The following is a 23,819-nucleotide window of genomic DNA, read 5'->3' on the forward strand; positions in this document are numbered from 1 at the left end:
CCGATGCGCCCATTCTCCCGCCGCGCGGCGGGAGACGCCCGACCCGTCGGCGCCCGGCCTGTCGACGCCCGGCCTGTCGACGCCCGACCCGTCGGCGCCCGGCCCGGTCGGCTCCCGGCCCACCGACGCCCGGCCCGGTCGCCCCTCGCCTCCGTCGCCCTTCCCCGCCGGCGGCCTCAGCCCCGTGACGCTCGGCCCTCAGCCCCGAGGCGGCTCAGTCCCACGACTCGCGGGCGGCGGGCAGGCCGTCGATCTCCGCCAGGTCCCGGTCGTCCAGGACCACCCGCGCCGCCCCGGCGTTCTCCACCGCCCACTGCTCCCGCTTCGCCCCCGGCACCGGCACCACGTGCGGCCCCTGGCGCAGCACCCACGCCAGCGCCACCTGGGCGACCGTCGCCCCGCGCCGCTCCGCGACCCGCCGCAGCCCGGCCACCACCGGCTGGTTCGCCGCCATCACCTCCGCCGTGAACCGCGGATGCCTGGCCCGCAGATCCTCCGGCTCGAACCCCTGGCCCGGCTTCAGCGTCCCGGTCAGATAGCCGCTGCCCAGCGGCATCGCCGCCAGCAGCCCGACCCCGCGCGCCGCACACCACGGCAGCAGCTCCGCCAGCGCCTCGCGCGACCACACCGACAGCTCCGCCTCGACGGCGCTGACCGGGAAGACCTGCTGGATCCGCTCCAACTGCCGGATCGTTCCCTCATGCGGTCCCGCACCCGACCGGCGCGGGGCCCGCGCTCCCACCGCGCACAGCCCGAGCGAGCGCACCTTGCCCGCGGTGACCAGCTCCGCCATCGCACCCCAGGTCTCCTCCACCGGCACCTCGGGGTCGGCCCGGTGCAGCTGGTACAGGTCGATCACCTCGGTCTGGAGCCGCCGCAGCGAGGCGTCACAGGCCCGCCGCACGTACCCCGGCCGGCCGTTGGCGACGATGTGCTGATCGCCCACCAGCAGCCCGCACTTGGTGGAGACGAACGCCTCCTGGCGGCGGCCCTTCAGCGCGCGCCCCACCAGCAGCTCATTGGTGAACGGGCCGTACATGTCGGCGGTGTCGAGCAGCCGGACGCCCGCGTCCAGCGCCGCGTGCACCGTCCGCACCGAACGGTCGCCGAGCTGCTGCGAGGCGCTGTAACCCCAGCTCATCGGCATGCAGCCCAGCCCGACCGCACCCACGGCGAGCCCCGCCGCCCCGATTGTCCTGCTCTCCAACTCCACGAACCCTTTCCTGGACGAGCCATTCCGCCTTCCCGTCCGCCGCGGTCCGCGGGCGGCTCTTCCGGGAACGGCGCGGGAGCACGGTCCCGGACCCGGACGGTCACGCCCGTCCGATCCACGACACGGGTCCCTGTCGGGGGAGTTCGGTGAGTGATGGACGGAAGTGTTTGGGCGATGTGACGATACGCGGCCGTCCGGCCCGCACGCACGGATGGCCGCTCGCGGCCGCGCATGATCGAACTCTGGAGCGCTCGCACATCCGTCGCATAGCCTCCTGACCATGACTGCGACGACTGCCGATGTGTGGCTGCCCTACCGGGCCGACGAGATCGACGGGCTGCCCGAGGGCCTCAACTACCTCTTCTGGGACGGTGAACCCGACTTCCCCGGGGACCCGGCCGACTGCGCCTACTACGTTGTTCCCTACATGAAGGGCCCCGAGGTCGCGGTGCGCCCGCTCGCCTCGATGAGCTCCGTCCAGGTGGTGCAGACGCTCTCCGCGGGCATCGACCACGTGGAGCCCGGCCTGGGCCTGCTTCCCGCCGGCGTACGCCTCTGCAACGCCCAGGGGGTGCACGAGGCGTCCACCGCCGAACTGACGCTCGCCCTGATCCTCGCCTCCCTGCGCGGGCTCCCCGGGTTCGTCCACGGCCAGGACAACGAGGAGTGGCGTGCCGGCTTCTACCCGTCGCTCGCCGACAAGTCCGTCCTCATCGTGGGCTACGGATCCATCGGCTCGGCCATCGAGGACCGGCTCGCCCCCTTCGAGTGCGCGCGGGTGGCGCGCGTCGCGCGCTCCGCACGGACCACCGCGCGCGGTCCCGTACACACGCTCGACGACCTGCCCGCCCTGCTGCCCGAAGCCGACGTCGTGGTCCTCTCCACTCCGCTGAACCCGTCCACGCAGGGCCTGGTGGGCGCCGACTTCCTCGCCGCGATGCCCGACGGGGCCCTCCTCGTGAACGTCGCCCGCGGCGGAGTCGTCGACACCAAGGCCCTGTTGTCCGAACTCGAGTCCGGACGGCTTCGGGCCGCACTCGATGTGACCGACCCGGAACCCCTGCCCGCGGGCCATCCTCTCTGGCATGCTCCGAATGTCTTGATCACGCCTCATGTGGGCGGCAGCACCTCGGCGTTCGAACCGCGCGCCAAGCGGCTGCTGGCCGCACAGCTCACCCGGTTCGCCGACGGCGAGGCGGTGCGCAACGTGGTGACCACCACCGGCTGACCCCGCCCGCAGCGGCCACGCTACGGGGCGGTCCGGATGCACGCAGTGCCCCTCACCTCGTCTTTCGTCACGGAGCGTAGAGGGGCTATGGCCCTGAGTGACGGATCTGGTGTATCGTCCGATCCGGGGGGCTGCGCCGTGGAAGGGGCGGCGCGGGGGGAGCACCGGAACGCGAGGGGGCGACGGGCGATGTGCTGGCCATGGAGAGACGATCCGACGCGGATGAGCGGACGGCTGCGACCGCCCGCGCCGACGGAGCACAGCACCCGCCGATGGCCGGATCCCTGCCCCGGACCGGCATCGGCGAGGCGGCCCCGGCCGGGCCGGAGCGAGCGGTGCCCCGGACGCCCCGCGAGGAGCCGGGCGCCGGGGGGCACGTTCCCGGCGGGCCCGGGGCGGGGAGCCCTCCGGTGAGCGCGCTGGGGGCCCTGCTCTCCCCGCGGTCCACCGCCGGCTCCACGGGGATGCGGTCCCGGATCCTGCTCGGCGTCGTCTGCGCGGGATATTCGGTCGGCGCCGCCGTCGGCTGGGGATCGCCGCAGGTGGCCGTCTTCATGGGGGACTTCGGTCTCGCCGCGGCGGCCCTGGTCGCCGCGGTCTCCTGCTTCCTCTACGCACGGGTGGTCGCGGGCCGGCTCCGGCCCGCCTGGATGCTGTTCTCGCTCTCCTCCCTCATGGCGGCCTGCGGAAACGCCGTCTGGGGCTGGTACGAGGTCGTCCTCGGCCTCCCCGTGCCCACGCCCTCCCTCGCCGACGTCTTCTTCCTCTGCTTCGCGCCGCCCGCCGTCGTCGGGCTGCTCGTGCTCGCCAAACGGCCCGTCACCCGGGCCGGCTGGGTGTGCCTGGCCCTGGACGCCTGGCTGATCGGCGGCTCCCTGCTGACGCTCGCCTGGAGCCTCGCCCTCGCGCACACCACGCACCTGGCGGGGGGCCAGGACACCAGCGTCGCGCCCGCGGCCCTCTCGCTGGCCTATCCGCTGCTCGACATCGTGCTCGTCTCGATGGTGCTCGCCCTGCACTTCCGCCGGGCCGGGGTGAACCGCTCCGCGGTGAACACCGCCATCGCCGCCCTGGCGCTCACCGTGCTGAGCGACGCGGTGTTCACCTCGCCGCTGCTGCGCTCCACGTACCACTCGGGTCAGCTCCTGGACGCCGGCTGGTTCGCCGGATCGCTGCTCCTCGCCTACGCCCCCTGGGGCGCCCGGGGCGAGGCCCGCCCGTCCGCCCGCCCGGGGCCCCCGCGAGCCGTCGTCAGCCGCCCGATCGCCGGCTCGCTGGCCGCGCTGACCCCGTATCTCGCCGCCGCCGTCTGCACCCTGGGCATCCTGTACAACGTGGTCGACGGCCGCCGCGTGGACCGGGTCGTCATCTTCACCGGCTGCACCGTCGTCCTGGCGCTGGTCGTCCGGCAGGGCATCATGCTCCTCGACAACATCTCCCTCACCCAGGAGCTGGCCCAGAAGGAGAACCACTTCCGCTCCCTGGTGCAGGGTTCCAGCGACGTCATCATGATCGCCGCGCCCAGCGGCACCCTGCGCTACGTCAGCCCCGCCGCCGCCGGGGTCTACGGGCGCGAGGCGGAGGATCTCGTCGGCTCCGAGCTGTCCTCGATCATCCACCCCGAGGATCTCGGCCGGTTCGTCCACGAGGTGCGGCGCTTCCTGGCCGCACCGCCGCACGAGGAGCCCACCACCCGCATCGAATGCCGCTTCCGCTCGGGAACGGGCGACTGGCTCCACGTCGAGTCCACCGTCAACCGCCACCAGGGCGGCCTCCTCCTCAACAGCCGGGACGTCACCGAACGGGTCAGGCTCCAGGCTCAGTTGCAGCACAACGCCGAGCACGACCCGCTCACCGACCTGCCCAACCGGGCCCTGTTCACCGCCCGGGTCCGCCAGGCGCTCGGCGGCCGCCGCTCGGGCGACCCCGGCACCGCCGTCCTCTTCATTGACCTCGACGGCTTCAAGGCGGTCAACGACACCATCGGCCACCAGGCGGGCGACGAGCTGCTCGTCCAGGCCGGCCGCCGCCTCCAGGACTCCGTCCGGGCCGGCGACACCGCCGCCCGGCTCGGCGGCGACGAGTTCGCCGCCCTCATCATCGGCGACGGCACCCGCGACCAGGGCGCCCGGGAGTACCAGGTCCACGAGATCGCCGACCGGCTGCGCCTCACCCTCTCCCAGCCCTACCGGATCGGCCCCAGCGAGGTCCGGGTGGCCGCCTCCATCGGCGTGGCCTTCGCCGAGCCCGCCATCAGCCCCACCGACCTCATGCGCAACGCGGACCTCGCGATGTACCGCGCCAAGGCCGGCGGCAAGGACCGGGTCGAGCTGTACGCCCCGCAGATGCAGGCCGACGTCGTACGCCGCTCCGAGCTGGCCACGCGGCTGCGCACCGCCCTGCGCGAGGGCGAGTTCGCCCTGCTCCACCAGCCCGTCGTCCACCTCGCCAGCGGGTCCATCGCGGCCGTCGCCGCCCAGGCCCGCTGGCGCTCCGCCCAGGGCATCCTGTTCACCCCCGCCGAGTTCCTCCGGGTCTCCGGTGACGACGACCGCGCGGCCGAGCTCGGCCGCTGGCTCCTGGAAGAGGCGGTGGCCCAGGCCGCGGACCGGGCCAGGGCCGGGCATCCGGTCTCCGTCTCCGTCCGGCTCTCCGCCGCCCGGCTGCTGGAGGCGGCCTCGCCCCCCGGCTCCATCGAGGCGCTGCTGACCCGCCACGGCCTGCCCTCGGGCGCCCTGATGATCGAGGTCGCCGACAGCGACCCGCGCGTCTCCTTCGACGCCCTGGAGCAGCGCCTCGTGGCCCTGCGCCGACTCGGCGTACGGATCGCGCTCGACGGTTTCGGCAGCGGCTTCGCGGCGATCAACGCGCTGCGCCGGCTCCCCATCGACGTACTCAAGCTCGACCGGAATCTGGTCGAGGGAGTGGTCGAATCGGCCAGGCTGCACAAGATCACCAGCGGCCTCCTGCGGATCGCCTCCGACCTCGGCCTCCAGTCCGTCGCCGACGGGGTCGACGTCCCCGAGCAGGTGCTCGCCCTGCGCGCCATGGGGTGCACCCACGGCCAGGGGATGGCCTTCTCCGGCCCGCTCGACGAGTACCGGCTGCGACGCGCCCTGGTCCGCGGTGAGTTCCCCGTACCGGGCATTCCGGCCCCCCGGCCGGCGATGGCGGGCGGCTCGATCCCCCTGCTCGCCGGATCACATGCTGAGACGCCTGTCCCACCCACTTGACACGTCATGCGTGCCGGAGAGAGGGTCAATGCCATGCGCACCCGAATTCTCGTACTTGGAAAGCGCGTCGGCTGAAGCAGAGTCACTCCACGACACTCTGCGGACCGCACCCGGCGCGCTCCCCTCGCTTGCCTCCTGGCACGAGGGGTTTTTTGTTGCACTGGCACCGTTCAAACCGCTGCAAAACACCCGCGTAAACCCTCAGCTTCGAGAAGAGAATGCCGATGACCGAGCAGGCCACCGGGGCCCACCACCCGCAGCCGCGCGCCCGTAACGGCGGACAGCCGTCCGTCACCGTTGAGCACGTCACGGGCGCGCAGTCCCTCATCCGTTCTCTCGAGGAAGTCGGCGCCGACACGGTATTCGGCATTCCCGGCGGCGCGATCCTCCCCGCCTACGACCCGATGATGGACTCCACCCGGGTCCGTCACGTCCTGGTCCGCCACGAGCAGGGCGCCGGCCACGCCGCCACCGGTTACGCGCAGGCCACCGGCAAGGTCGGCGTCTGCATGGCCACCTCGGGCCCCGGCGCCACCAACCTGGTCACGCCGATCGCCGACGCGCACATGGACTCCGTGCCGCTCGTCGCGATCACCGGCCAGGTCGCCTCCAAGGCGATCGGCACCGACGCCTTCCAGGAAGCCGACATCTGCGGCATCACGATGCCGATCACCAAGCACAACTTCCTGGTCACCAAGGCCGAGGACATCCCGCACACCATCGCCGAGGCCTTCCACATCGCCTCCACCGGCCGACCCGGACCGGTCCTCGTCGACATCGCCAAGGACGCCCTCCAGGCGAAGACCACCTTCAGCTGGCCGCCTGTCCAGGACCTGCCCGGCTACCGGCCGGTGACCAAGCCGCACGCCAAGCAGATCCGCGAGGCCGCGAAGCTGATCACCCAGGCCAAGCGCCCCGTGCTGTACGTCGGCGGCGGCGTCCTGAAAGCCGGGGCCACCGCAGAGCTGAAGGTCCTCGCGGAGCTGACCGGAGCGCCCGTCACCACCACCCTGATGGCGCTCGGCGCCTTCCCCGACAGCCACCCGCTGCACGTGGGAATGCCGGGCATGCACGGTGCGGTCACCGCCGTCACCGCGCTGCAGAAGGCCGACCTGATCGTCGCCCTCGGAGCCCGCTTCGACGACCGCGTCACCGGCAAGCTGGACAGCTTCGCCCCGTACGCCAAGATCGTCCACGCCGACATCGACCCGGCCGAGATCGGCAAGAACCGCACCGCCGACGTCCCCATCGTCGGCGACGCCCGCGAGGTCCTGGCCGACCTGGTCCAGGCGGTCCAGGCCGAGCACACCGAGGGCAACACCGGTGACTACACCGCGTGGTGGAAGGACCTCAACCGCTGGCGCGAGACCTACCCGCTCGGCTACGACCTGCCCGAGGACGGCAGCCTCTCCCCGCAGCAGGTCATCCAGCGCATCGGCAAGCTCGCCCCCGAAGGCACGATCTTCGCGGCGGGCGTCGGCCAGCACCAGATGTGGGCCTCGCACTTCATCGACTACGAGCAGCCCGCCACCTGGCTCAACAGCGGCGGCGCCGGAACGATGGGCTACGCCGTCCCGGCCGCGATGGGCGCGAAGGCCGGCATGCCCGACCGCACGGTCTGGGCCATCGACGGCGACGGCTGCTTCCAGATGACCAACCAGGAACTGACCACCTGCGCGCTCAACAACATCCCGATCAAGGTCGCCGTCATCAACAACGGCGCGCTCGGGATGGTCCGCCAGTGGCAGACCCTCTTCTACAACCAGCGCTACTCCAACACCGTGCTGCACTCCGGCGCGGACACGGACGGCGTCCCGGCCAAGGGCACCCGCGTCCCGGACTTCGTCAAGCTGTCCGAGGCCATGGGCTGCTACGCCATCCGCTGTGAGGACCCGGCCGACCTCGACAAGGTCATCGAGGAGGCCAACTCCATCAACGACCGTCCCGTCGTGGTCGACTTCATCGTCCACGAGGACGCCATGGTCTGGCCGATGGTCGCGGCCGGCACCTCCAACGACGAGGTCCAGGCCGCCCGCGGCGTCCGCCCCGACTTCGGCGACAACGAAGACGACTGAGAGACAGAGAGAGACCGACTCCATGTCCGAAAAGCACACGCTCTCCGTCCTGGTCGAGAACAAGCCCGGTGTCCTCGCCCGGATCACGGCCCTGTTCTCCCGACGCGGCTTCAACATCGACTCGCTCGCGGTCGGTACCACCGAGCACCCCGACATCTCCCGCATCACCATCGTCGTGGATGTCGAGGGCCTGCCCCTGGAGCAGGTGACCAAGCAGCTCAACAAGCTGGTCAACGTCCTGAAGATCGTCGAACTCGAGCCCGCCGCCGCGATCCAGCGGGAGCTCGTCCTGGTGAAGGTCCGCGCCGACAACGAGACCCGCTCCCAGATCGTCGAGATCGTCCAGCTGTTCCGCGCCAAGACCGTCGACGTCTCCCCGGAGGCCGTCACGATCGAGGCGACCGGAGGGGCCGACAAGCTGGAGGCGATGCTCAAGATGCTGGAGCAGTACGGCATCAAGGAGCTCGTCCAGTCCGGCACCATCGCCATAGGGCGCGGCGCGCGCTCGATCACCGACCGGTCGCTGCGCGCCCTCGACCGCTCGGCCTGAGCGGACAAGCCCGGGCGGAGCTTCCCGCACCGCTCGCATGGCGAGACCCGACAACCCATACGACGCACCCCGCCGTACGGTGGGACGCAACACCTGCACACCAAGGAGAAAACCCAGTGGCCGAGCTGTTCTACGACGACGATGCCGACCTGTCCATCATCCAGGGCCGCAAGGTCGCGGTTCTCGGATACGGCAGCCAGGGCCACGCCCACGCGCTGTCGCTCCGTGACTCCGGCGTCGACGTCCGCGTCGGTCTGCACGAGGGCTCGAAGTCCAAGGCCAAGGCCGAGGAGCAGGGCCTGCGCGTGGTGACCCCCGCCGAGGCCGCCGCCGAGGCCGACGTCATCATGATCCTCGTCCCGGACCCGATCCAGGCCCAGGTCTACGAGGAGTCCGTCAAGGACAACCTCAAGGACGGCGACGCGCTGTTCTTCGGCCACGGCCTGAACATCCGCTTCGGCTTCATCAAGCCGCCTGCCGGCGTCGACGTCTGCATGGTCGCCCCCAAGGGCCCCGGCCACCTGGTCCGCCGCCAGTACGAGGAGGGCCGCGGCGTTCCCTGCATCGTGGCCGTCGAGCAGGACGCCTCGGGCAAGGGCCTCGCGCTCGCCCTCTCGTACGCCAAGGGCATCGGCGGCACCCGCGCCGGCGTCATCAAGACGACCTTCACCGAGGAGACCGAGACCGACCTGTTCGGTGAGCAGGCCGTCCTCTGCGGTGGCACCGCCGCCCTGGTCAAGGCCGGTTTCGAGACCCTGACCGAGGCCGGCTACCAGCCCGAGATCGCGTACTTCGAGTGCCTGCACGAGCTGAAGCTCATCGTCGACCTCATGTACGAGGGCGGCCTGGAGAAGATGCGCTGGTCCATCTCGGAGACCGCCGAGTGGGGCGACTACGTCACCGGCCCGCGCATCATCACGGCCGACACCAAGGCCGAGATGAAGAAGGTCCTCACCGAGATCCAGGACGGCACCTTCGCCAAGGCCTGGATGGCGGAGTACCACAACGGTCTGCCCAAGTACAACGAGTACAAGAAGGCCGACAGCGACCACCTGCTGGAGACCACGGGCCGTGAGCTGCGCAAGCTCATGAGCTGGGTGAACGACGAAGAGGCCTAGGCCTCGGGGGAGCGGGGCGGACCCTTCACGGGCCCGCCCCGCTCAGGGCCTGTCGTCAAACTGCCGCCTGCCGGGCGGCAGTTTGACGACAGGCCCTGGTACCGGAGAAGCCGCTCCGTACGGGGGTACCGGAGGGGCGGTTCCGTACGGGTGTGCACGACGTCCACCCTCGTGCGGGTGATCCTTCCACCGGAGCGCAGTACGAGGCGCGTCGCGGGACTACACTTCTCCACAGATACACGCGTCAGGGCCCACAGTGTCGTGCGTCTTCCACGCGGCTAGCCCCTCCACCGCCTGCGGCCGTCGGGACGGCCGTCCGCACTGGACTTGTGAGGACTCACGTGAGCTCGAAACCTGTCGTACTCATCGCTGAAGAGCTGTCGCCCGCCACGGTCGACGCCCTGGGTCCGGATTTCGAGATCCGGCACTGCAACGGCGCGGACCGCGCCGAGCTTCTCCCCGCGATCGCCGACGTCGACGCCATCCTGGTGCGCTCCGCCACCAAGGTCGACGCCGAGGCCATCGCCGCCGCCAAGAAGCTCCGGGTCGTGGCCCGCGCGGGCGTCGGTCTGGACAACGTCGACGTCTCCTCGGCCACCAAGGCCGGCGTGATGGTCGTCAACGCCCCGACCTCCAACATCGTCACCGCGGCCGAGCTGGCCTGCGGTCTGCTGGTGGCCACCGCGCGCAACATCCCGCAGGCCAACACCGCGCTCAAGAACGGTGAGTGGAAGCGCTCCAAGTACACCGGCGTCGAGCTCAGCGAGAAGGTCCTCGGCGTCGTCGGCCTCGGCCGCATCGGCGTCCTGGTGGCCCAGCGCATGTCGGCCTTCGGCATGAAGATCGTCGCCTACGACCCCTACGTCCAGCCGGCCCGCGCCGCGCAGATGGGCGTCAAGCTCCTCAGCCTGGACGAGCTGCTGGAGGTCGCCGACTTCATCACGGTGCACCTGCCCAAGACCCCCGAGACCCTCGGTCTCATCGGTGACGAGGCGCTGCACAAGGTGAAGCCCTCGGTGCGCATCGTCAACGCCGCGCGTGGCGGGATCGTCGACGAGGAGGCCCTGGCCTCCGCGCTCAAGGAGGGCCGCGTCGCGGGCGCCGGCCTCGATGTGTACGCGAAGGAGCCCTGCACGGACTCCCCGCTGTTCCAGTTCGACCAGGTCGTCTGCACCCCGCACCTCGGCGCCTCCACCGACGAGGCGCAGGAGAAGGCGGGCATCGCGGTGGCCAAGTCCGTCCGCCTCGCGCTGGCCGGCGAGCTGGTCCCGGACGCGGTCAACGTCCAGGGCGGCGTCATCGCCGAGGACGTACGCCCCGGCCTGCCGCTCGCCGAGAAGCTCGGCCGGATCTTCACCGCGCTCGCGGGCGAGGTCGCGGCCCGGCTCGACGTCGAGGTGTACGGCGAGATCACCCAGCACGACGTCAAGGTGCTGGAGCTCTCCGCGCTCAAGGGCGTCTTCGAGGACGTCGTCGACGAGACCGTCAGCTACGTCAACGCCCCGCTGTTCGCGCAGGAGCGCGGTGTCGAGGTCCGCCTCACCACCAGCTCCGAGTCGCCCGACCACCGCAACGTGGTCACCGTGCGCGGCACGCTCTCCGACGGCCAGGAGGTCGCGGTCTCCGGCACGCTGGCCGGCCCGAAGAACCTCCAGAAGATCGTCGCCATCGGTGAGCACGACGTGGATCTGGCGCTCGCCGACCACATGGTCGTCCTGCGCTACCAGGACCGTCCCGGTGTGGTGGGCGCGGTCGGCAAGATCCTCGGCGAGGCCGGGCTGAACATCGCGGGCATGCAGGTGTCCCGGGCCGCCGTGGGCGGCGAGGCGCTCGTCGTCCTCACGGTCGACGACACCGTCCCGCAGCCGGTGCTGACCGAGATCGCCCAGGAGATCGGCGCGTCCTCGGCCCGCTCGGTGAACCTCACCGACTGACGCCGACACGTCGGTGAACCTCATCGGCTGACGCGGAAGCACAGCGATACGACCTCGCTCCGTACCCGGTAGTGGGCCCGCTCGTCCCGTACGAGTGGTCCCGCCGCCGGGTACGTCGCGTTTCCGGACGCGGGACGGCGATGAGTTTCCGGGAACGGGACGGCGGCGCGTTTCCGGGGCCGGGACGATGATGGGCTGCCGGGCGCGGGACGGCGACGGGCTGCCGGGCGCCGGCTGATCAACCCGCGGGGGTGGGCCCGGGGTTGGGTCCTGGGGCCCACGACGTGAGCGGGGGCCCGACCCTAGGGTGACCGGTTGTCATGTCACTCATGGGTGCCCGGGGGTCGGATCACGTATGTCTGCTGTCGGTGGCATACCCGTAGCGGGAGGCCCGGCCCCGGCCGTCGCCCACCGGCGTGAACTCCCGCGTCCGCTCGTCCTGGTCCGCGTGCTGCTCCTCGTGCTGTTCGGGGCGACGGTGCTGGGCGCGGTCGGCCTGTCCGGCTCGGCCCTCGCCGCGGACGCGATGGGCGCCGAGGTGCTCGGCATCCTGCTGTACGCCTCCGCGCCCGGGGTGCTCGCGGCGCTGCTGGCCCGGCACGTTCGGACCGGCGGCGCGCGCGTGCGGTGGGGCATCGTCGCCGTCCAGGCGTGGCTGATCCTCGGCGGCCTCGCCAACCTCGGGGACGGGTCGCCGGACGGACTGACCCAGCTGGTCCTGCCGGTGCTGATCATCGTCCTGGTCAGCCGCGCGGGGAGCCGGGCGTGGTTCCGGCTGCCGCCCGGAGAACGGGGGCAGCCGCCGAAGTTCTCGCTCCCGCACATGATCACCTGGAAGCGGGACCGGGGGCAGACCGCCCTGGAGTACCTGGGCCTGGTCCTGATCGTCGTCGCGCTGATCGGGGCCCTGACCGTGGGCGGCCTCGGTGGCCGGATCACCGAGGGCCTCCAGTCCGCGATCTGCTCGCTGACCGGCCACTCCTGTCCGGTCTCCCCGGGCAGCGGCTCCGTCGATGCGGGCGAGCGCCCTGGCGGCGGCACGGACGGGGACGGGGGCGCCGACGGCGGTACGTCGGGGAGCGCGGACGGCGGGGCGGACGGGGGGACTGACGGCGGCTCGACGACCACGGGGGGTGCCACCGGCGGCTCCACGGGCGGCACCGAGGGCTCCGGCGGTACGGGAGGCTCCGGCGGCACGGGAGGACCCGGCGGCACGGGAGGACCCGGCGGCACCGAGGGCTCCGGCGGTACGGCCGGGACCGGCGGCGGTGACAGCTCCGGCTCCACCACGGCCGGCGGCGGCACGGGAGGCCCCGACGACACCGGCCGCCCCGGCACCGGCGAGGACACCTTCCCCGACGGCAACGAGGAGCCCGAGGCCGCCCACGACGTACAGGCGTCCGACGACGGTGAGGGCGAGGGCGGCGGCGAGCAGGCCGAGGAGCAGGAGGACTGCGGCGGCTGGGGCTTCTTCGGCTGCGCCTGGGACCGTACGACACAGGTCGTCAAGGGCGTCGTGGTCGACGGACTCTGGGGCGACATCACGGGGATCATCGACCTGTTCAAGCCGGAGACCTGGTCGGGCCTCGCCGACTACGGCAAGCAGCTCGGCGAGCAGTGGGTGAAGGACTCCTCGGGCGCGGGCGACAAGTGGGCGGACGGCGACTACCTGGGCGCGATCCTGGACTGGGGCAAGGCCTCCGTCGACACCGTGGTCACGGTCGGCGACGACGTCTTCGTCGGGGACGAGGTCCGCGAGCGCTGGGAGAACGGCGAGAAGACCCGCGCCGTCACCGATGTGATCTGGAACGTCGGCTCGATCTTCATCCCCGGCTACAACGTCGGGAAGGTCGTCGGGAAGGTCGGCAAGCTCGGTGCGCTCGGCAAGGTCGCCGGAGCCGTGGCGAGCGCCGCGGACGACGCGGGGGCGGCGGCCCGCCGGGCCCGCAAGGCGGCCGAGGCCGGCGACCTCGACGGCGTACGGAAGGCGGCGAAGGAGGCCGACGAAGCGGCGGACACCGCCGAGGACGCGGCCCGCCGCACCGGCTGCGCCATCGCCTCGGGCCCCCCGCGCGCGCGGTACGGCGAGGGCGGGGCCACCGGTGTCCCGGGCTCGGGCACCGGAGTGCTGGCGGGCGGCTCCCCGGGCCGGATCGTCCTCGCGAACGGCGGGTGCGACGAGGCGGCCAAGGCAGCCGCCGCCCGGGCGCGAGCAGCCGAGCGGGCCGCCCATCTGGAGCGGAAGAGGCTGGAGGAGCCCGAGCGGGCGCGCCAGGCGGAGGCGGACAAGAAGAAGTACCCGCAGGCGCAGCGCAACGACACCTCCGACCCGCGCAACTACAACCCGCCGTCCTGGGCCGACGACCTCAAGGACCGTACGCTCGGGGACGCCGACGGAGGCGACGGCTACTGGGCGAGCCGGGACCGCAACCCCGCGCCCAACTGGAAGAACGAGTCCTGGCTGCGCTACCAGGAGCAGGTGACCGGTACCAACCGGGGCCAGGAGTACGTCGTGCCGCACCCCCGGGAGGGCAAGCCGGCGGTGGAGTACGACGGCTGGGACTCCTCCCGGCAGACGTTCCTGGAGGCCAAGAACGGTTACGGCAGCTATCTGTCCAAGTCCGACAGCGGCACCCTCACCCCTTCGGGCAAGGACAAGTTCGTCACCGAGGCCCGCGCCCAGGTGGAGGCGTCCGGCGGCCGGAGCGTGGAGTGGCACTTCTCCGACCCGCAGGTGGCCAAGGCCGCCCGCAAGGCCTTCCGTGACGAAGGGCTGCCGGTCAAGGTGGTCCACAGCCCGACGAAGCCCAACGACAGCACCAGGAAACCGGGGGCGTTCGACGAGTAGGCCACGCCCGGACGGAACCCCCCGCGCTCCCGGGCGCCTTGTAGCCTGCACGCGTGGTGACCCCGGCCGCCGTCCGGCCGGGGGACCGTGCGCAGTGGGCGGGCCGACGGAGGAGAGACGAGCATGCGACGTGTAGTGCGGGGCTTCTGGGGCCCCCGGCCGGAGTCGGCCGAGGCGCTGGCCGACCGGTGGCGGCGGACCCTGGACGGGCTCGCCGAGCTGGTCCCGCAGGCGGCCGACGTCTGGAGCCAGGTCCACGGGAACGGACCCGCGACCGCCTTCACTCCCGACGGGGACGCCCTGCTCGGCGCGCTCCGCACTGCCCAGAGCGCGGCCGACTGGTCGGACCTCACCGGCACCGGGCTGCGGCTCGTCGGCACCGGGGCGCCCGGATGGGAGGCCGAGGTCAGCGGGCTGGCCGGCGGGGCACCGGAGTTCCTCCTCCAGTCGCTCGCGGTCATCCTGCACGCCCCGGAAGGGGCCGTGGTCCCCGAGGAGGCGCTCCTGTCGCTCGTCGCCCGGGTGTGGGAGCCGGACTTCGGCGATGTGAGCGACGACGACGTGCTGGACGCGCTGGAGGACGACGCCGGGTACTCCGTGGGCGACCCGGTCGTCGGCCGGACCGGCTATCTCTCCCCGGCCCGCGCGGCCCTGGTCCCCGACGGCCTGGAGGTGGTCCGCGAACCCCTCCCCGGCGGCGGGGAGTTGCTGAGCATCGCGGCCCCGGGCGACAGCGCGGGCGTGGTGCGGGTGTACCAGCGGCTGCGGGAGGCGGGGGCGCTGGCACCGCTGCCCCGCCCGATGGACCGGGCGGTTCTGTGACCTGCCGGGCGGGCGAGGAGTTCGACGCGGAGCGTGCGGTGGCCGAGGTGACCGGGCTCCTCGCCGCCCCCGTACCGGCCACCGGCCCCACCGCCGCCGAGGGCGACCCGGACACCGGCGAGTGGACGGCCACCGTCGGGGCGGGCTTCCGGATCGTGCCGCTCTGGGAGGGCCGCTCCCTCACCGGGGTGTACGCCCCCGAGTGGAACGAAGCCGTGGAGGCCGCCGAGGGCCATTTGGCGGTGCTGGCAGGGGCGTTGGGCGGCCACTGGGGCCCGCACCGGCCGGTGCGGCTGCACGCGGCGCTGCTGCGGTGGGAGGCCGGGGCGCCCGTGGAGCCGCTGTACGAGGCGCTGTTCGCCGAGGATCTGTACGGAGACCTGGTGGTCTGGGAGCCCCTCGCCCCCGGCGGCCGGTGGGTCGCCCTGACCGTGGGGCACAGCGACGGGGACGCGCCGCTGGTGCTGGCCGCCCTGGTCAGCGACCGTCCGGTCGTCGAACCGGAGGACGGGGACGGGCCGTTGTGAGGACCGGCCGGGCCCGGCCGGAGGCCTTCGGGGCCTCGGACGAGGTGCTCCGGCACCGGCGGTCCTGTGATGGAGTGGGTCCATGAAGCTGCTTCCCCTGTTCCTCCGACGGCCGATCGAAGCGGTGTACGAGCGTCGGCTCGCCGCCACACTGGTGGGCCTGCCGCGCCCCCAGCACGTAGGGATCATGGTCGACGGCAACCGCCGCTGGGCCCGGAAGGCCGGGCACACGGACGTCCGGGAGGGCTACCGGGCGGGTGGCGCCAAGGTGACCACGTTCCTGGGCTGGTGCACGGCCGCCGGGATCGAGCACGTGACCCTCTTCATGCTCTCCGACGACAACCTGGGCCGCCCCGCCGAAGAGCTCGGACCCCTGATCGAGGTCATCGAGGAGACCGTCCGGGACATCACCGCCGAGGGCCGGGACTGGGAGGTCCGGGCGATCGGCTCGCTCGACATGCTGCCCGGCGCCAGCGCCCGGTTCTTCAAGGAGGCCACCGCCGCCACGGCCGGGCGCGGCGGCCTCAAGGTGGACGTGGCGGTCGGCTACGGCGGTCGGCGCGAGATCGTCGACGCCGTGAAGAGCGCCTTCGAGGAGCACATCGCGGCCGGCGGCGACCCGGCCGAACTGGTCGCCCGGTTCGGGATCGACGACATCTCCCGGCACCTCTACTCACCCGTGGCCGACCACACCGACTTCATCATCCGCACCTCCGGGGAGCAGCGGCTGTCCGGCTTCCTCCTCTGGCAGTCCGCCTACGCCGAGATGCACTGGGTGGACTGCTACTGGCCGGCCTTCCGGCACGTGGACTTCCTGCGCGCGCTGCGCTCGTACGCGAACCGGGAGCGCCGCTTCGGCAAGTGAGCGCTGCTGGACCTCCTACAGCCGGGCCCGCTTCACCGCCATGTGCAGCAGCAGCCGGTCCTCGCCGTCGTTCAGGTCGAGGCCGGTGATCTGCTGGATCCGGGAGAGCCGGTAGTACAGCGTCTGGCGGTGGATGCCCAGCGCGGCGGCCGTCCGGCCCGCCTGGCCCGCGTGGTCCAGGAACATCTCGGCGGTGTGCGCCAGCTCCCGGTGCGGCGGGGTCAGCAGCGGGGCGACCGCCGGATCCCCGGGTCCGTCGTCGGCGCCCGGGAGGGCGGTCAGCAGGCGGTACGGGCCGATCCCCGACCACCGGGCGACCGGCCCGAGGCGGGTCTCGGCCCGTGCCGCGCGGGCCGACGCCGTGGCCTCGCGCCAGGAGACCGTCAGTTCGTCCAGGCCCCGGCGCGGCGTGGCGATCCCCCCGGTGGCGGCCGGGCCGGCGCCGGTGCGCAGCCGGTCCGCGGCGCTCAGGGCCGGGTCGAGGCGGTCCGGCGCGCGCAGCCGGACGAGCGCGGCCAGCGACAGCGGCCCGGCTCCCCCCGGCGCGGCCACGGTCGCCAGGGCGGCCGCCGATGCCACCCCCCGTACGGAGGGCGTGTCATCCGCCCACGGGGTCACGCACACCACCGTGTGCAGCCCGTCCGCGTCCGGCCCCAGGGCCTCGCCCAGCGCGGCGACGGCGGTGTCGCGCTGCCGGCCGGGGCCCGCCGTGAGCACCGCGCCGAACTCCCTCGACAGGCCGGCGCCCGCCCGCGCCTCGTCGGAGAGCAGCGCCCCGATCCGGGCGGTGACCTCCATCGCGGCGGCCAGCTGCTCTTCGGTCGGGCCGGGGTCGGCGTCGAGCAGCCAGACGTAGCCGAGAACGACGCCCCGATGGCGTACGGGAAGGCAGATGCGGTCCCGGAACACCCCGGCCTCGGGGGCGGCGGGGATCCGGACGGGACCGGTCGCCCGGGTGATGCCGAACTCCTCGAACCAGGCGCGCACGGCGGGCGTGGAGCGCCGGGTCAGGATCGAGCGGGTGCGGACCGGGTCCATCGCGGAGTCGTCGTCGCTGTCGTGGGCTCCGAAGGCGACCAGGCCGAAATCCCGGTTCTCCAGGGTGGCCGGGGCGTCGAGGAGGGCCGAGATCTCGTCGACCAGTTCCTGGTAATCGCCTGTCACTCCACCATTCTGCACCCCTTCCCGCCCTTCTTCAGACAGATGTCTGAGATGGCGGCCACGGATGCGTGACAGGTGTCGATGGCACAAGATCGGAGCGGACCCTAGATTTCACAGTGGTTATCCGTGCCGTACCGGTCCGTTCACGTTCATACCGTTACGGCCCTTCGTCCGTATATTCGTGGAGGTGCCCTGTGCTGGGTCCCGTGATTCTCGCCGCGTCGCGCAGCGACAAGATGCGCCGGTTCGTCTCGGCCGCGCCCGGCACCAGGCAGGTCGTCGACCGCTTCATCGCCGGGGAGACCGTCGACCAGGTCGTGCCGATCGTCGAGGACGCCGCGGACAAGGGCCTGGAGGTCACCCTCGACGTCGTCGGCGAGGACATCACCACCCCCGCGCAGGCCGAGGCCGCCCGCGACGCGTACCTGGAGCTCGTCGAGCGTCTGAAGGACCTCGGCCTGGGCACCCGCGCCGAGATGTCCGTCAAGCTGTCCATGTTCGGCCAGTCGCTGGAGAACGGCCACGAGCTGGCCCTCGCCAACGTGCGCCCGGTCGTCGAGGCCGCTGCCGCCATCGGCACCACCGTCACCCTGGACGCCGAGGACCACACCACCCTCGACTCGATGTTCGCCATCCACGAGGAGCTCCGGAAGGACTTCCCGGAGACCGGCTGCGTCATCCAGTCCTACCTGTTCCGCACCGAGGACGACGCCCGCAGGCTCGCCGCCGCGGGCAGCCGCGTACGCATCGTGAAGGGCGCCTACAAGGAGCCCGCCTCCGTCGCGTACCAGGACAAGGCCGAGATCGACAAGGCGTACGTCCGCATCACCCGGATCCTGATGGAGGGCGAGGGTTACCCGATGATCGGGTCCCACGATCCCCGTCTCGTCGCCATCGCCCAGGAGCTGGGCCGCCAGGCCGGGCGCAAACTGGATGAGTACGAGTTCCAGATGCTGTACGGCATCCGCAGCGACGAGCACATCCGGCTCGCGGCCGAGGGCCACCGGATGCGCGTCTACACGGCGTACGGCACCGACTGGTACGGATACTTCATGCGCCGCCTCGCGGAGAAGCCGGCCAACCTGCTGTTCTTCGGCCGCTCGATCCTCACCAAGGGCTGAGCACCCGGCCCCGACCCGGGGCCGAACCGGCCACGGCCGACACACCCATCCCCGCCGACACCAAAGGAGACAAGGCAACCATGGACGCCGTCACCCAGGTCCCCGCGCCGGTCAACGAGCCGGTTCACTCCTACGCCCCGGGCTCCCCGGAGCGCGCCCGCCTGGAGGTGAAGCTCAAGGAGCTCAGCCAGAACCCGATCGACCTGCCGATGACCATCGGCGGCGAGAAGCGGATGGGCGGCGGTGAGCGGGTGAACGTCGTGCAGCCGCACAACCACCGGGCCGTCATCGGCACCTTCGCCGGCGCCACCGAGCAGGACGCCCAGGACGCCATCGACGCGGCCCTCGCCGCCGCTCCGGCCTGGCGCGCGATGGCCTTCGACGACCGCGCGGCGATCATCCTGCGCGCCGCGGAGCTGCTGGCGGGCCCCTGGCGCGAGACGCTGGCCGCCTCCACCATGCTGGGGCAGTCCAAGACCGCCCAGCAGGCCGAGATCGACACGCCCTGCGAGCTGATCGACTTCTGGCGCTTCAACGTGCACTACGCGCGCCAGATCCTCGCCGAGCAGCCCCCGGCGAACTCCCCGGGCGTGTGGAACCGCATGGACCACCGCCCGCTGGAGGGCTTCGTCTACGCGATCACGCCGTTCAACTTCACGGCCATCGCGGGCAACCTCCCCACCGCCCCCGCCCTCATGGGCAACGTCGTGGTGTGGAAGCCGTCCCCGACCCAGACCCACGCCGCCGTGCTGCTGATGCAGCTCCTGGAGGAGGCCGGGCTGCCCAAGGGCGTCATCAACCTGGTCACCGGCGACGGCATCGCCGTCTCCGAGGTGGCGCTGAACCACCGCGACCTGGCCGGCATCCACTTCACCGGCTCGACCCCCACCTTCCAGCACCTGTGGAAGACGGTCGGCAACAACATCGCCAAGTACCGCACCTACCCGCGGCTCGTCGGCGAGACCGGCGGCAAGGACTTCGTCGTCGCGCACCCCAGCGCCGACCGCGCCGTCCTGAAGACCGCGCTGACCCGTGGCTCCTTCGAGTTCCAGGGCCAGAAGTGCTCGGCCTCCTCGCGGGCGTACGTCCCGGCCTCCATCTGGAACTCCGGTTTCAAGGAGGAGTTCGCGGCCGAGGTCGACGCGATCACGATGGGTGACGTCACCGACCTGACGAACTTCATCGGAGCCGTCATCGACGAGCGCTCGTTCGCCAAGAACAAGGCCGCGATCGACCGCGCGAAGTCCGACCCGACCTGCACCGTCGTCGCCGGCGGCACCTACGACGACTCGGTGGGCTACTTCGTCCGTCCGACCGTCATCGAGTGCTCCGACGCCGAGAACGAGGTCTTCACGACCGAGTACTTCGGCCCGATCCTCGCGGTCCACGTCTACGAGGACGAGAACTACGACGCCATGCTGGAGCAGATGGAGTCGGTCTCCGACTACGCGCTGACCGGCTCGGTCATCGCGGGCGACCGCGCGGCCGCCGCGTACACCATGGACAAGCTCCGCTACGCCGCGGGCAACTTCTACATCAACGACAAGTCGACCGGCGCCGTCGTCGGCCAGCAGCCCTTCGGCGGCGGCCGTGCCTCCGGCACCTGCGACAAGGCGGGCGCCCCGCAGAACCTCCAGCGCTGGACCCTGACCCGGGCCATCAAGGAGACGCTGGTCCCGCCGACCGACTACACCTACCCCCACCAGGGCTGAGGCCCTTCCGGGGCGCCGCAGCACGACGCCCCGGACCCGGGCCTCCCCAGGCCCCTGAGCACCGCCCCCCGACCGGCCCCCCAGCCGGCCGGGGGGCGGTTTCCATGGGCGCGGCGCTCTTTCGCGGGGCGGCGTCTCAGACCTCCACGAACACCTGGTCCAGCGACTTGCGCACCAGGTCGGGGACCTCGCAGTCGTCGGCGGGATAGCCGACGGGGATCACGGCGAACGCCTTCTCGTTCTCGGGCCGGTTCAGGACCTCGCCGAGGAAGCGCATCGGGCTCGGCGTGTGGATCAGCGCGGCGAGACCGGACAGGTGCAGGGCGGTGAGCAGCATGCCCACCGCGATCCCGACCGACTCGTCCACGTAGTAGTGCTTGCGCTTCGTGCCGTCCTCGCCGAGCCAGTAGCGCTGCTGGAACACCACGATCAGGGCGGGGGCGTCCGTCATGTGGGCCTTCACCGCGTCGGTGCCCAGCGGGCGCAGCGCGGCGAGCCACTCCTCGCCGAGCCGCCCGTCGTAACTCACCTTCTCCTCGTGCTCGGCGGCCTCCCGGATCCGGCGGCGTACCTCGGGGTCCTTGACCAGGACGAAGGTCCACGGCTGCTGATGGGCGCCGGAGGGGGCGGTGGCCGCGCACGCGACGGCGTCGCGCAGCACCTGCTCGGGGACCGGATCGGGGGAGAAGGAGCGGACGGTCCTGCGTTCGTCCATCCGCAGCCGCAGCCGGGCGGCACGGTCCAGGGAGACCTCGGCGGCCATCCGGTCGGGGCGGTAGGGCGCGGGACGGTACGGGTCGCCATGGGTGGGCGACCACTGCCGGTGTGTGGGCGTCGTGTCGGACATGGCCGCAGTGTGCGCGGTGGGGGAGGCCCGGGGGAAGCGGTGGTTCGGACAGGCGCGGGATGCGGTCCCGGTCAGTGTCCGCTGACCGGGACCGGCTGTCCGCCCTCCGGTGCCCCGGGTACGCGGTCTTGTGGACTAGGTAATGAGCATGTCAAATTCCTTCTCGGTACGTCCCCACACGTCACCCCAGAAGGAGCCCCCCATGAGACGCAACTCCCGTGCGCGCCTCGGCGTTTCCCTCCTGCTCGTCGCCGGCGCCCTCGGCCTCGGAGCGGCCCCCTCCACCGCCGCCGGAGCCCCGGAGCCCGCACCCTCGGCGATCCCCACCCCGTCCGCGTACGCGCTCGACGCCGCCGTCGAACGACAGCTCGGCGACGCCACCGCCGGAACCTACCTCGACGCGAAGACCGGCGACCTGGTCGTCACGGTCACCACCGACCGGGCCGAGGAGCAGGCCCGCGCCGCCGGGGCCACCGTCCGCCGGGTGGCCCGCAGCGCCGCCCAGCTGGACGCCGCCATGGAGACCCTGGAGGCCGAGGCGAAGATCACCGGCACCTCCTGGGGCATCGACCCGCGCACCAACCGGGTCGCCGTCGAGGCCGACTCCTCCGTCTCCGCACGGGAGATGGCCCGCCTCGAAGCCGTCGCCGAACGGCTCGACGGCGCGGTCGACATCAAGCGCGTACCGGGCGTCTTCCACCGCGAGGTGCTGGGCGGCGGAGCGATCTACGGCGGAGGCAGCCGCTGCTCGGCGGCCTTCAACGTCACCAAGGGCGGCGCGCGTTACTTCGTGACCGCCGGGCACTGCACCAACATCTCCGCCAACTGGTCGGCCAGCTCCGGTGGTTCGGTCATCGGTGTCCGGGAGGGCACCAGCTTCCCGACCAACGACTACGGCATCGTCCGCTACACGGACGGCTCGTCGCCCGCCGGGGCCGTCAGCCTCCACAACGGCTCCACCCAGGACATCAGCTCCGCCGCCAACGCCGTCGTCGGCCAGGCGATCAAGAAGAGCGGATCCACCACGAAGGTGACCTCCGGTACGGTCACCGCCGTCAACGTCACCGTCAACTACAGCGACGGACCCGTCTACAACATGGTCCGCACCACCGCCTGCTCGGCCGGCGGCGACAGCGGCGGCGCGCACTACGCCGGATCCGTCGCCCTCGGCATCCACTCCGGCAGCTCCGGCTGCTCGGGCACCTCGGGTTCGGCCATCCACCAGCCGGTCACCGAGGCGCTCTCCGCGTACGGCGTGACGGTGTACTGAGCCCACCGCACCCCACCGCACCACCAGCGTCACCGCACCACCAGCGCCACCGTCACGGCACCGGAACTGCCGGACCCCGCCCGCCCGGACCCCCGCACCACGGTCCGGGCGGGCCTGTGCGCGGCGGCGAAATCCGGTGTCGGGCCGGAGGGGCGCCTGACAGGCTGGGGCCATGGACCGCTCTCCCGCACTGCGCGTCGCCCACACCTCAGAGCTCACCACCTCCGAACGGGGCCGGATCCGCGGCCTGCTCGACACCGCCTTCGACGGCGACTTCGCCGACGAGGACTGGGAGCACTCGCTCGGCGGCATCCACGCCCTGGTGTGCGACACCGACGGCGATCCGATCGCCCACGGCAGCGTCGTCCAGCGCCGGGTCCTGCACGCGGACCGCTCCTACCGCGCCGGATACGTCGAGGCCGTCGCCGTCCGCGCCGACCGCCGCCGCGAAGGCCTCGGGCACCGGGTGATGGCCGCGCTGGAGCACGTCATCGACACGGCCCACGACTTCGGGGCCCTGTCCGCCTCCGACGCCGGCGCGGCGCTCTACGCGGCGCGCGGCTGGCAGGTGTGGCCGGGCCGGCTCGCCGCCCTCGGCCCGGCCGGCCCCGTCCCGCTGCCCGAGGAGGAGGGCACCACCTACGTCCGTCCCGCGGCCGGACGCCCCCTGCCGACGCCGGGCCATCCGCTGCAGTTCGACTGGCGCGAGGGCGACCTGCTGTGAGCCGGCGGCCCGCTCCGCCCCGGTAGCCGTTCCAGCCCGGTGATCCACTCCGGGCGGTGGCCGTCTCAGATAGTAGGAAGTCCGAGTAACTGTGGAGACAGGACGGCTCGGCTGTCCTAACTTGGTAGGAGCCGAACGAATCGCTCGATCGAGCGACCGGCGGATGCGAGCGCACGCCCCGAAGCAGGCAACCCCTGCGGCGTACGCCTCCCCGCCCCTTCCGGCACCCCGGTATCCGATCCCGACCGCTCGATGCCGTGCTGCCCGGCCGGTGCCGCGACCGCTCGCCGGTCCGCGGGTTCTCCGGCCCGCATCCCGGTCTCGACGTCCACGCGAGTCCAGACGTCCACGCGATCTCAGAGGAGTCGATCCACCATGGCCGAGACCACCGTCCGCCGCGTCCGTCACACCTCCCGCCAGGCCGACGCCGAGCGCAGGAACGCCGCCGCCGCCCTCCAGCGCGCCCTGGACCGCCGTGACAACGGCGGCTCGACCGGCCACTGAGCCGGGGTCCGCCACCCGCGTACCGCCCGCCATTGCGTCACCCACCCGCACCCCGCCCTCCGCACGC

The 23,819-nt window shown here is 72.4% G+C and carries 18 protein-coding genes; 15 read left to right on the forward strand and 3 right to left on the reverse strand.

What is annotated here, in order from left to right:
- Window positions 1–214: 214 nt before the first annotated feature.
- Window positions 215–1,171 (reverse strand): aldo/keto reductase, encoded by a 957-nt coding sequence (locus tag PSQ21_RS26450; RefSeq protein WP_274035950.1) that lies wholly within the window; start codon window positions 1,169–1,171, stop codon window positions 215–217.
- 322 nt (window positions 1,172–1,493) lie between these two features.
- On the opposite strand from PSQ21_RS26450, the gene PSQ21_RS26455 reads away from it, so the two are divergent.
- The 10 genes from PSQ21_RS26455 to PSQ21_RS26500 all read left to right on the forward strand — a co-directional run bounded on the left by PSQ21_RS26455 (window position 1,494) and on the right by PSQ21_RS26500 (window position 16,413).
- A complete protein-coding gene (locus PSQ21_RS26455; protein WP_274033588.1) occupies window positions 1,494–2,441 on the forward strand; it encodes a 2-hydroxyacid dehydrogenase in 948 nt (315 codons plus the stop codon).
- Window positions 2,442–2,851: 410 nt separating this feature from the next.
- Window positions 2,852–5,674: a putative bifunctional diguanylate cyclase/phosphodiesterase gene (locus PSQ21_RS26460; RefSeq protein WP_274035952.1), complete on the forward strand. Its 2,823-nt coding sequence runs from the start codon at window positions 2,852–2,854 to the stop codon at window positions 5,672–5,674.
- Between the two features lie 218 nt (window positions 5,675–5,892).
- Window positions 5,893–7,749: an acetolactate synthase large subunit gene (locus PSQ21_RS26465; protein ID WP_274033590.1), complete on the forward strand. Its 1,857-nt coding sequence runs from the start codon at window positions 5,893–5,895 to the stop codon at window positions 7,747–7,749.
- Between the two features lie 22 nt (window positions 7,750–7,771).
- On the forward strand, window positions 7,772–8,299 hold the full coding sequence (gene ilvN, locus PSQ21_RS26470; protein ID WP_274033591.1) for an acetolactate synthase small subunit: 528 nt from the start codon (window positions 7,772–7,774) through the stop codon (window positions 8,297–8,299).
- A gap of 116 nt (window positions 8,300–8,415) precedes the next feature.
- On the forward strand, window positions 8,416–9,417 hold the full coding sequence (ilvC, locus tag PSQ21_RS26475; RefSeq protein ID WP_097867380.1) for a ketol-acid reductoisomerase: 1,002 nt from the start codon (window positions 8,416–8,418) through the stop codon (window positions 9,415–9,417).
- 341 nt (window positions 9,418–9,758) lie between these two features.
- A complete protein-coding gene (serA, locus tag PSQ21_RS26480) occupies window positions 9,759–11,351 on the forward strand; it encodes a phosphoglycerate dehydrogenase (protein WP_274033593.1) in 1,593 nt (530 codons plus the stop codon).
- A gap of 355 nt (window positions 11,352–11,706) precedes the next feature.
- Entirely contained in the window at window positions 11,707–14,199 is a 2,493-nt protein-coding gene (locus tag PSQ21_RS26485; RefSeq protein ID WP_274033595.1) for a Tox-REase-5 domain-containing protein, read from the forward strand.
- Between the two features lie 123 nt (window positions 14,200–14,322).
- On the forward strand, window positions 14,323–15,021 hold the full coding sequence (locus tag PSQ21_RS26490; RefSeq protein ID WP_274033597.1) for a hypothetical protein: 699 nt from the start codon (window positions 14,323–14,325) through the stop codon (window positions 15,019–15,021).
- Window positions 15,018–15,548 carry a hypothetical protein gene (locus tag PSQ21_RS26495; RefSeq protein ID WP_274033599.1) on the forward strand — a complete coding sequence of 177 codons (531 nt, stop codon included), beginning with the start codon at window positions 15,018–15,020 and terminating at the stop codon, window positions 15,546–15,548. The genes PSQ21_RS26490 and PSQ21_RS26495 overlap by 4 nt, the downstream gene beginning before the upstream one ends.
- An 82-nt stretch (window positions 15,549–15,630) precedes the next feature.
- Complete coding sequence (locus tag PSQ21_RS26500) at window positions 15,631–16,413, forward strand: isoprenyl transferase (RefSeq protein ID WP_274033601.1); 783 nt, start codon at window positions 15,631–15,633, stop codon at window positions 16,411–16,413.
- Between the two features lie 15 nt (window positions 16,414–16,428).
- Here the strand turns inward: PSQ21_RS26500 and PSQ21_RS26505 are convergent, their stop codons facing one another.
- Entirely contained in the window at window positions 16,429–17,577 is a 1,149-nt protein-coding gene (locus PSQ21_RS26505) for a PucR family transcriptional regulator (protein WP_274033603.1), read from the reverse strand.
- A 191-nt stretch (window positions 17,578–17,768) separates the two neighbouring features.
- Between PSQ21_RS26505 and PSQ21_RS26510 the strand changes: the two genes are divergently transcribed.
- Together PSQ21_RS26510 and pruA are read left to right on the forward strand one after the other, a co-directional pair.
- Window positions 17,769–18,695 carry a proline dehydrogenase family protein gene (locus PSQ21_RS26510; protein WP_274033604.1) on the forward strand — a complete coding sequence of 309 codons (927 nt, stop codon included), beginning with the start codon at window positions 17,769–17,771 and terminating at the stop codon, window positions 18,693–18,695.
- An 80-nt stretch (window positions 18,696–18,775) separates the two neighbouring features.
- Window positions 18,776–20,407, forward strand: a complete 1,632-nt coding sequence (gene pruA, locus PSQ21_RS26515; RefSeq protein WP_274033605.1) for an L-glutamate gamma-semialdehyde dehydrogenase — start codon at window positions 18,776–18,778, stop codon at window positions 20,405–20,407.
- A gap of 136 nt (window positions 20,408–20,543) precedes the next feature.
- Here pruA and PSQ21_RS26520 read toward each other — a convergent pair whose 3' ends face one another.
- Window positions 20,544–21,254, reverse strand: a complete 711-nt coding sequence (locus PSQ21_RS26520) for a nitroreductase family protein (RefSeq protein WP_274033607.1) — start codon at window positions 21,252–21,254, stop codon at window positions 20,544–20,546.
- A 202-nt stretch (window positions 21,255–21,456) separates the two neighbouring features.
- Here PSQ21_RS26520 and PSQ21_RS26525 point away from each other — a divergent pair, with 202 nt between their 5' ends.
- The 3 genes from PSQ21_RS26525 (at window position 21,457) to PSQ21_RS26535 (ending at window position 23,752) form a co-directional block, all read left to right on the forward strand.
- Complete coding sequence (locus PSQ21_RS26525; RefSeq protein WP_274033609.1) at window positions 21,457–22,524, forward strand: S1 family peptidase; 1,068 nt, start codon at window positions 21,457–21,459, stop codon at window positions 22,522–22,524.
- A 172-nt stretch (window positions 22,525–22,696) separates the two neighbouring features.
- Window positions 22,697–23,248: a GNAT family N-acetyltransferase gene (locus PSQ21_RS26530; RefSeq protein ID WP_274033611.1), complete on the forward strand. Its 552-nt coding sequence runs from the start codon at window positions 22,697–22,699 to the stop codon at window positions 23,246–23,248.
- Between the two features lie 375 nt (window positions 23,249–23,623).
- Window positions 23,624–23,752 (forward strand): hypothetical protein, encoded by a 129-nt coding sequence (locus tag PSQ21_RS26535; protein ID WP_097867998.1) that lies wholly within the window; start codon window positions 23,624–23,626, stop codon window positions 23,750–23,752.
- The last annotated feature ends 67 nt before the right edge of the window (window positions 23,753–23,819 follow it).

Origin of the sequence: Streptomyces sp. MMBL 11-1, assembly GCF_028622875.1 — a bacterium.
Lineage (GTDB): Bacteria > Actinomycetota > Actinomycetes > Streptomycetales > Streptomycetaceae > Streptomyces.

Coding starts and splice junctions, on each gene's coding strand:
- PSQ21_RS26455 (WP_274033588.1), top strand. CDS start 1,494: ATGACTGCGACGACTGCCGATGTGTGGCTGCCCTACCGGGCCGACGAG.
- PSQ21_RS26465 (WP_274033590.1), top strand. CDS start 5,893: ATGCCGATGACCGAGCAGGCCACCGGGGCCCACCACCCGCAGCCGCGC.
- ilvN (WP_274033591.1), top strand. CDS start 7,772: ATGTCCGAAAAGCACACGCTCTCCGTCCTGGTCGAGAACAAGCCCGGT.
- PSQ21_RS26485 (WP_274033595.1), top strand. CDS start 11,707: ATGTCTGCTGTCGGTGGCATACCCGTAGCGGGAGGCCCGGCCCCGGCC.
- PSQ21_RS26490 (WP_274033597.1), top strand. CDS start 14,323: ATGCGACGTGTAGTGCGGGGCTTCTGGGGCCCCCGGCCGGAGTCGGCC.
- PSQ21_RS26500 (WP_274033601.1), top strand. CDS start 15,631: ATGAAGCTGCTTCCCCTGTTCCTCCGACGGCCGATCGAAGCGGTGTAC.
- pruA (WP_274033605.1), top strand. CDS start 18,776: ATGGACGCCGTCACCCAGGTCCCCGCGCCGGTCAACGAGCCGGTTCAC.
- PSQ21_RS26520 (WP_274033607.1), bottom strand. CDS start 21,254: ATGTCCGACACGACGCCCACACACCGGCAGTGGTCGCCCACCCATGGC.
- PSQ21_RS26525 (WP_274033609.1), top strand. CDS start 21,457: ATGAGACGCAACTCCCGTGCGCGCCTCGGCGTTTCCCTCCTGCTCGTC.
- PSQ21_RS26530 (WP_274033611.1), top strand. CDS start 22,697: ATGGACCGCTCTCCCGCACTGCGCGTCGCCCACACCTCAGAGCTCACC.
- PSQ21_RS26535 (WP_097867998.1), top strand. CDS start 23,624: ATGGCCGAGACCACCGTCCGCCGCGTCCGTCACACCTCCCGCCAGGCC.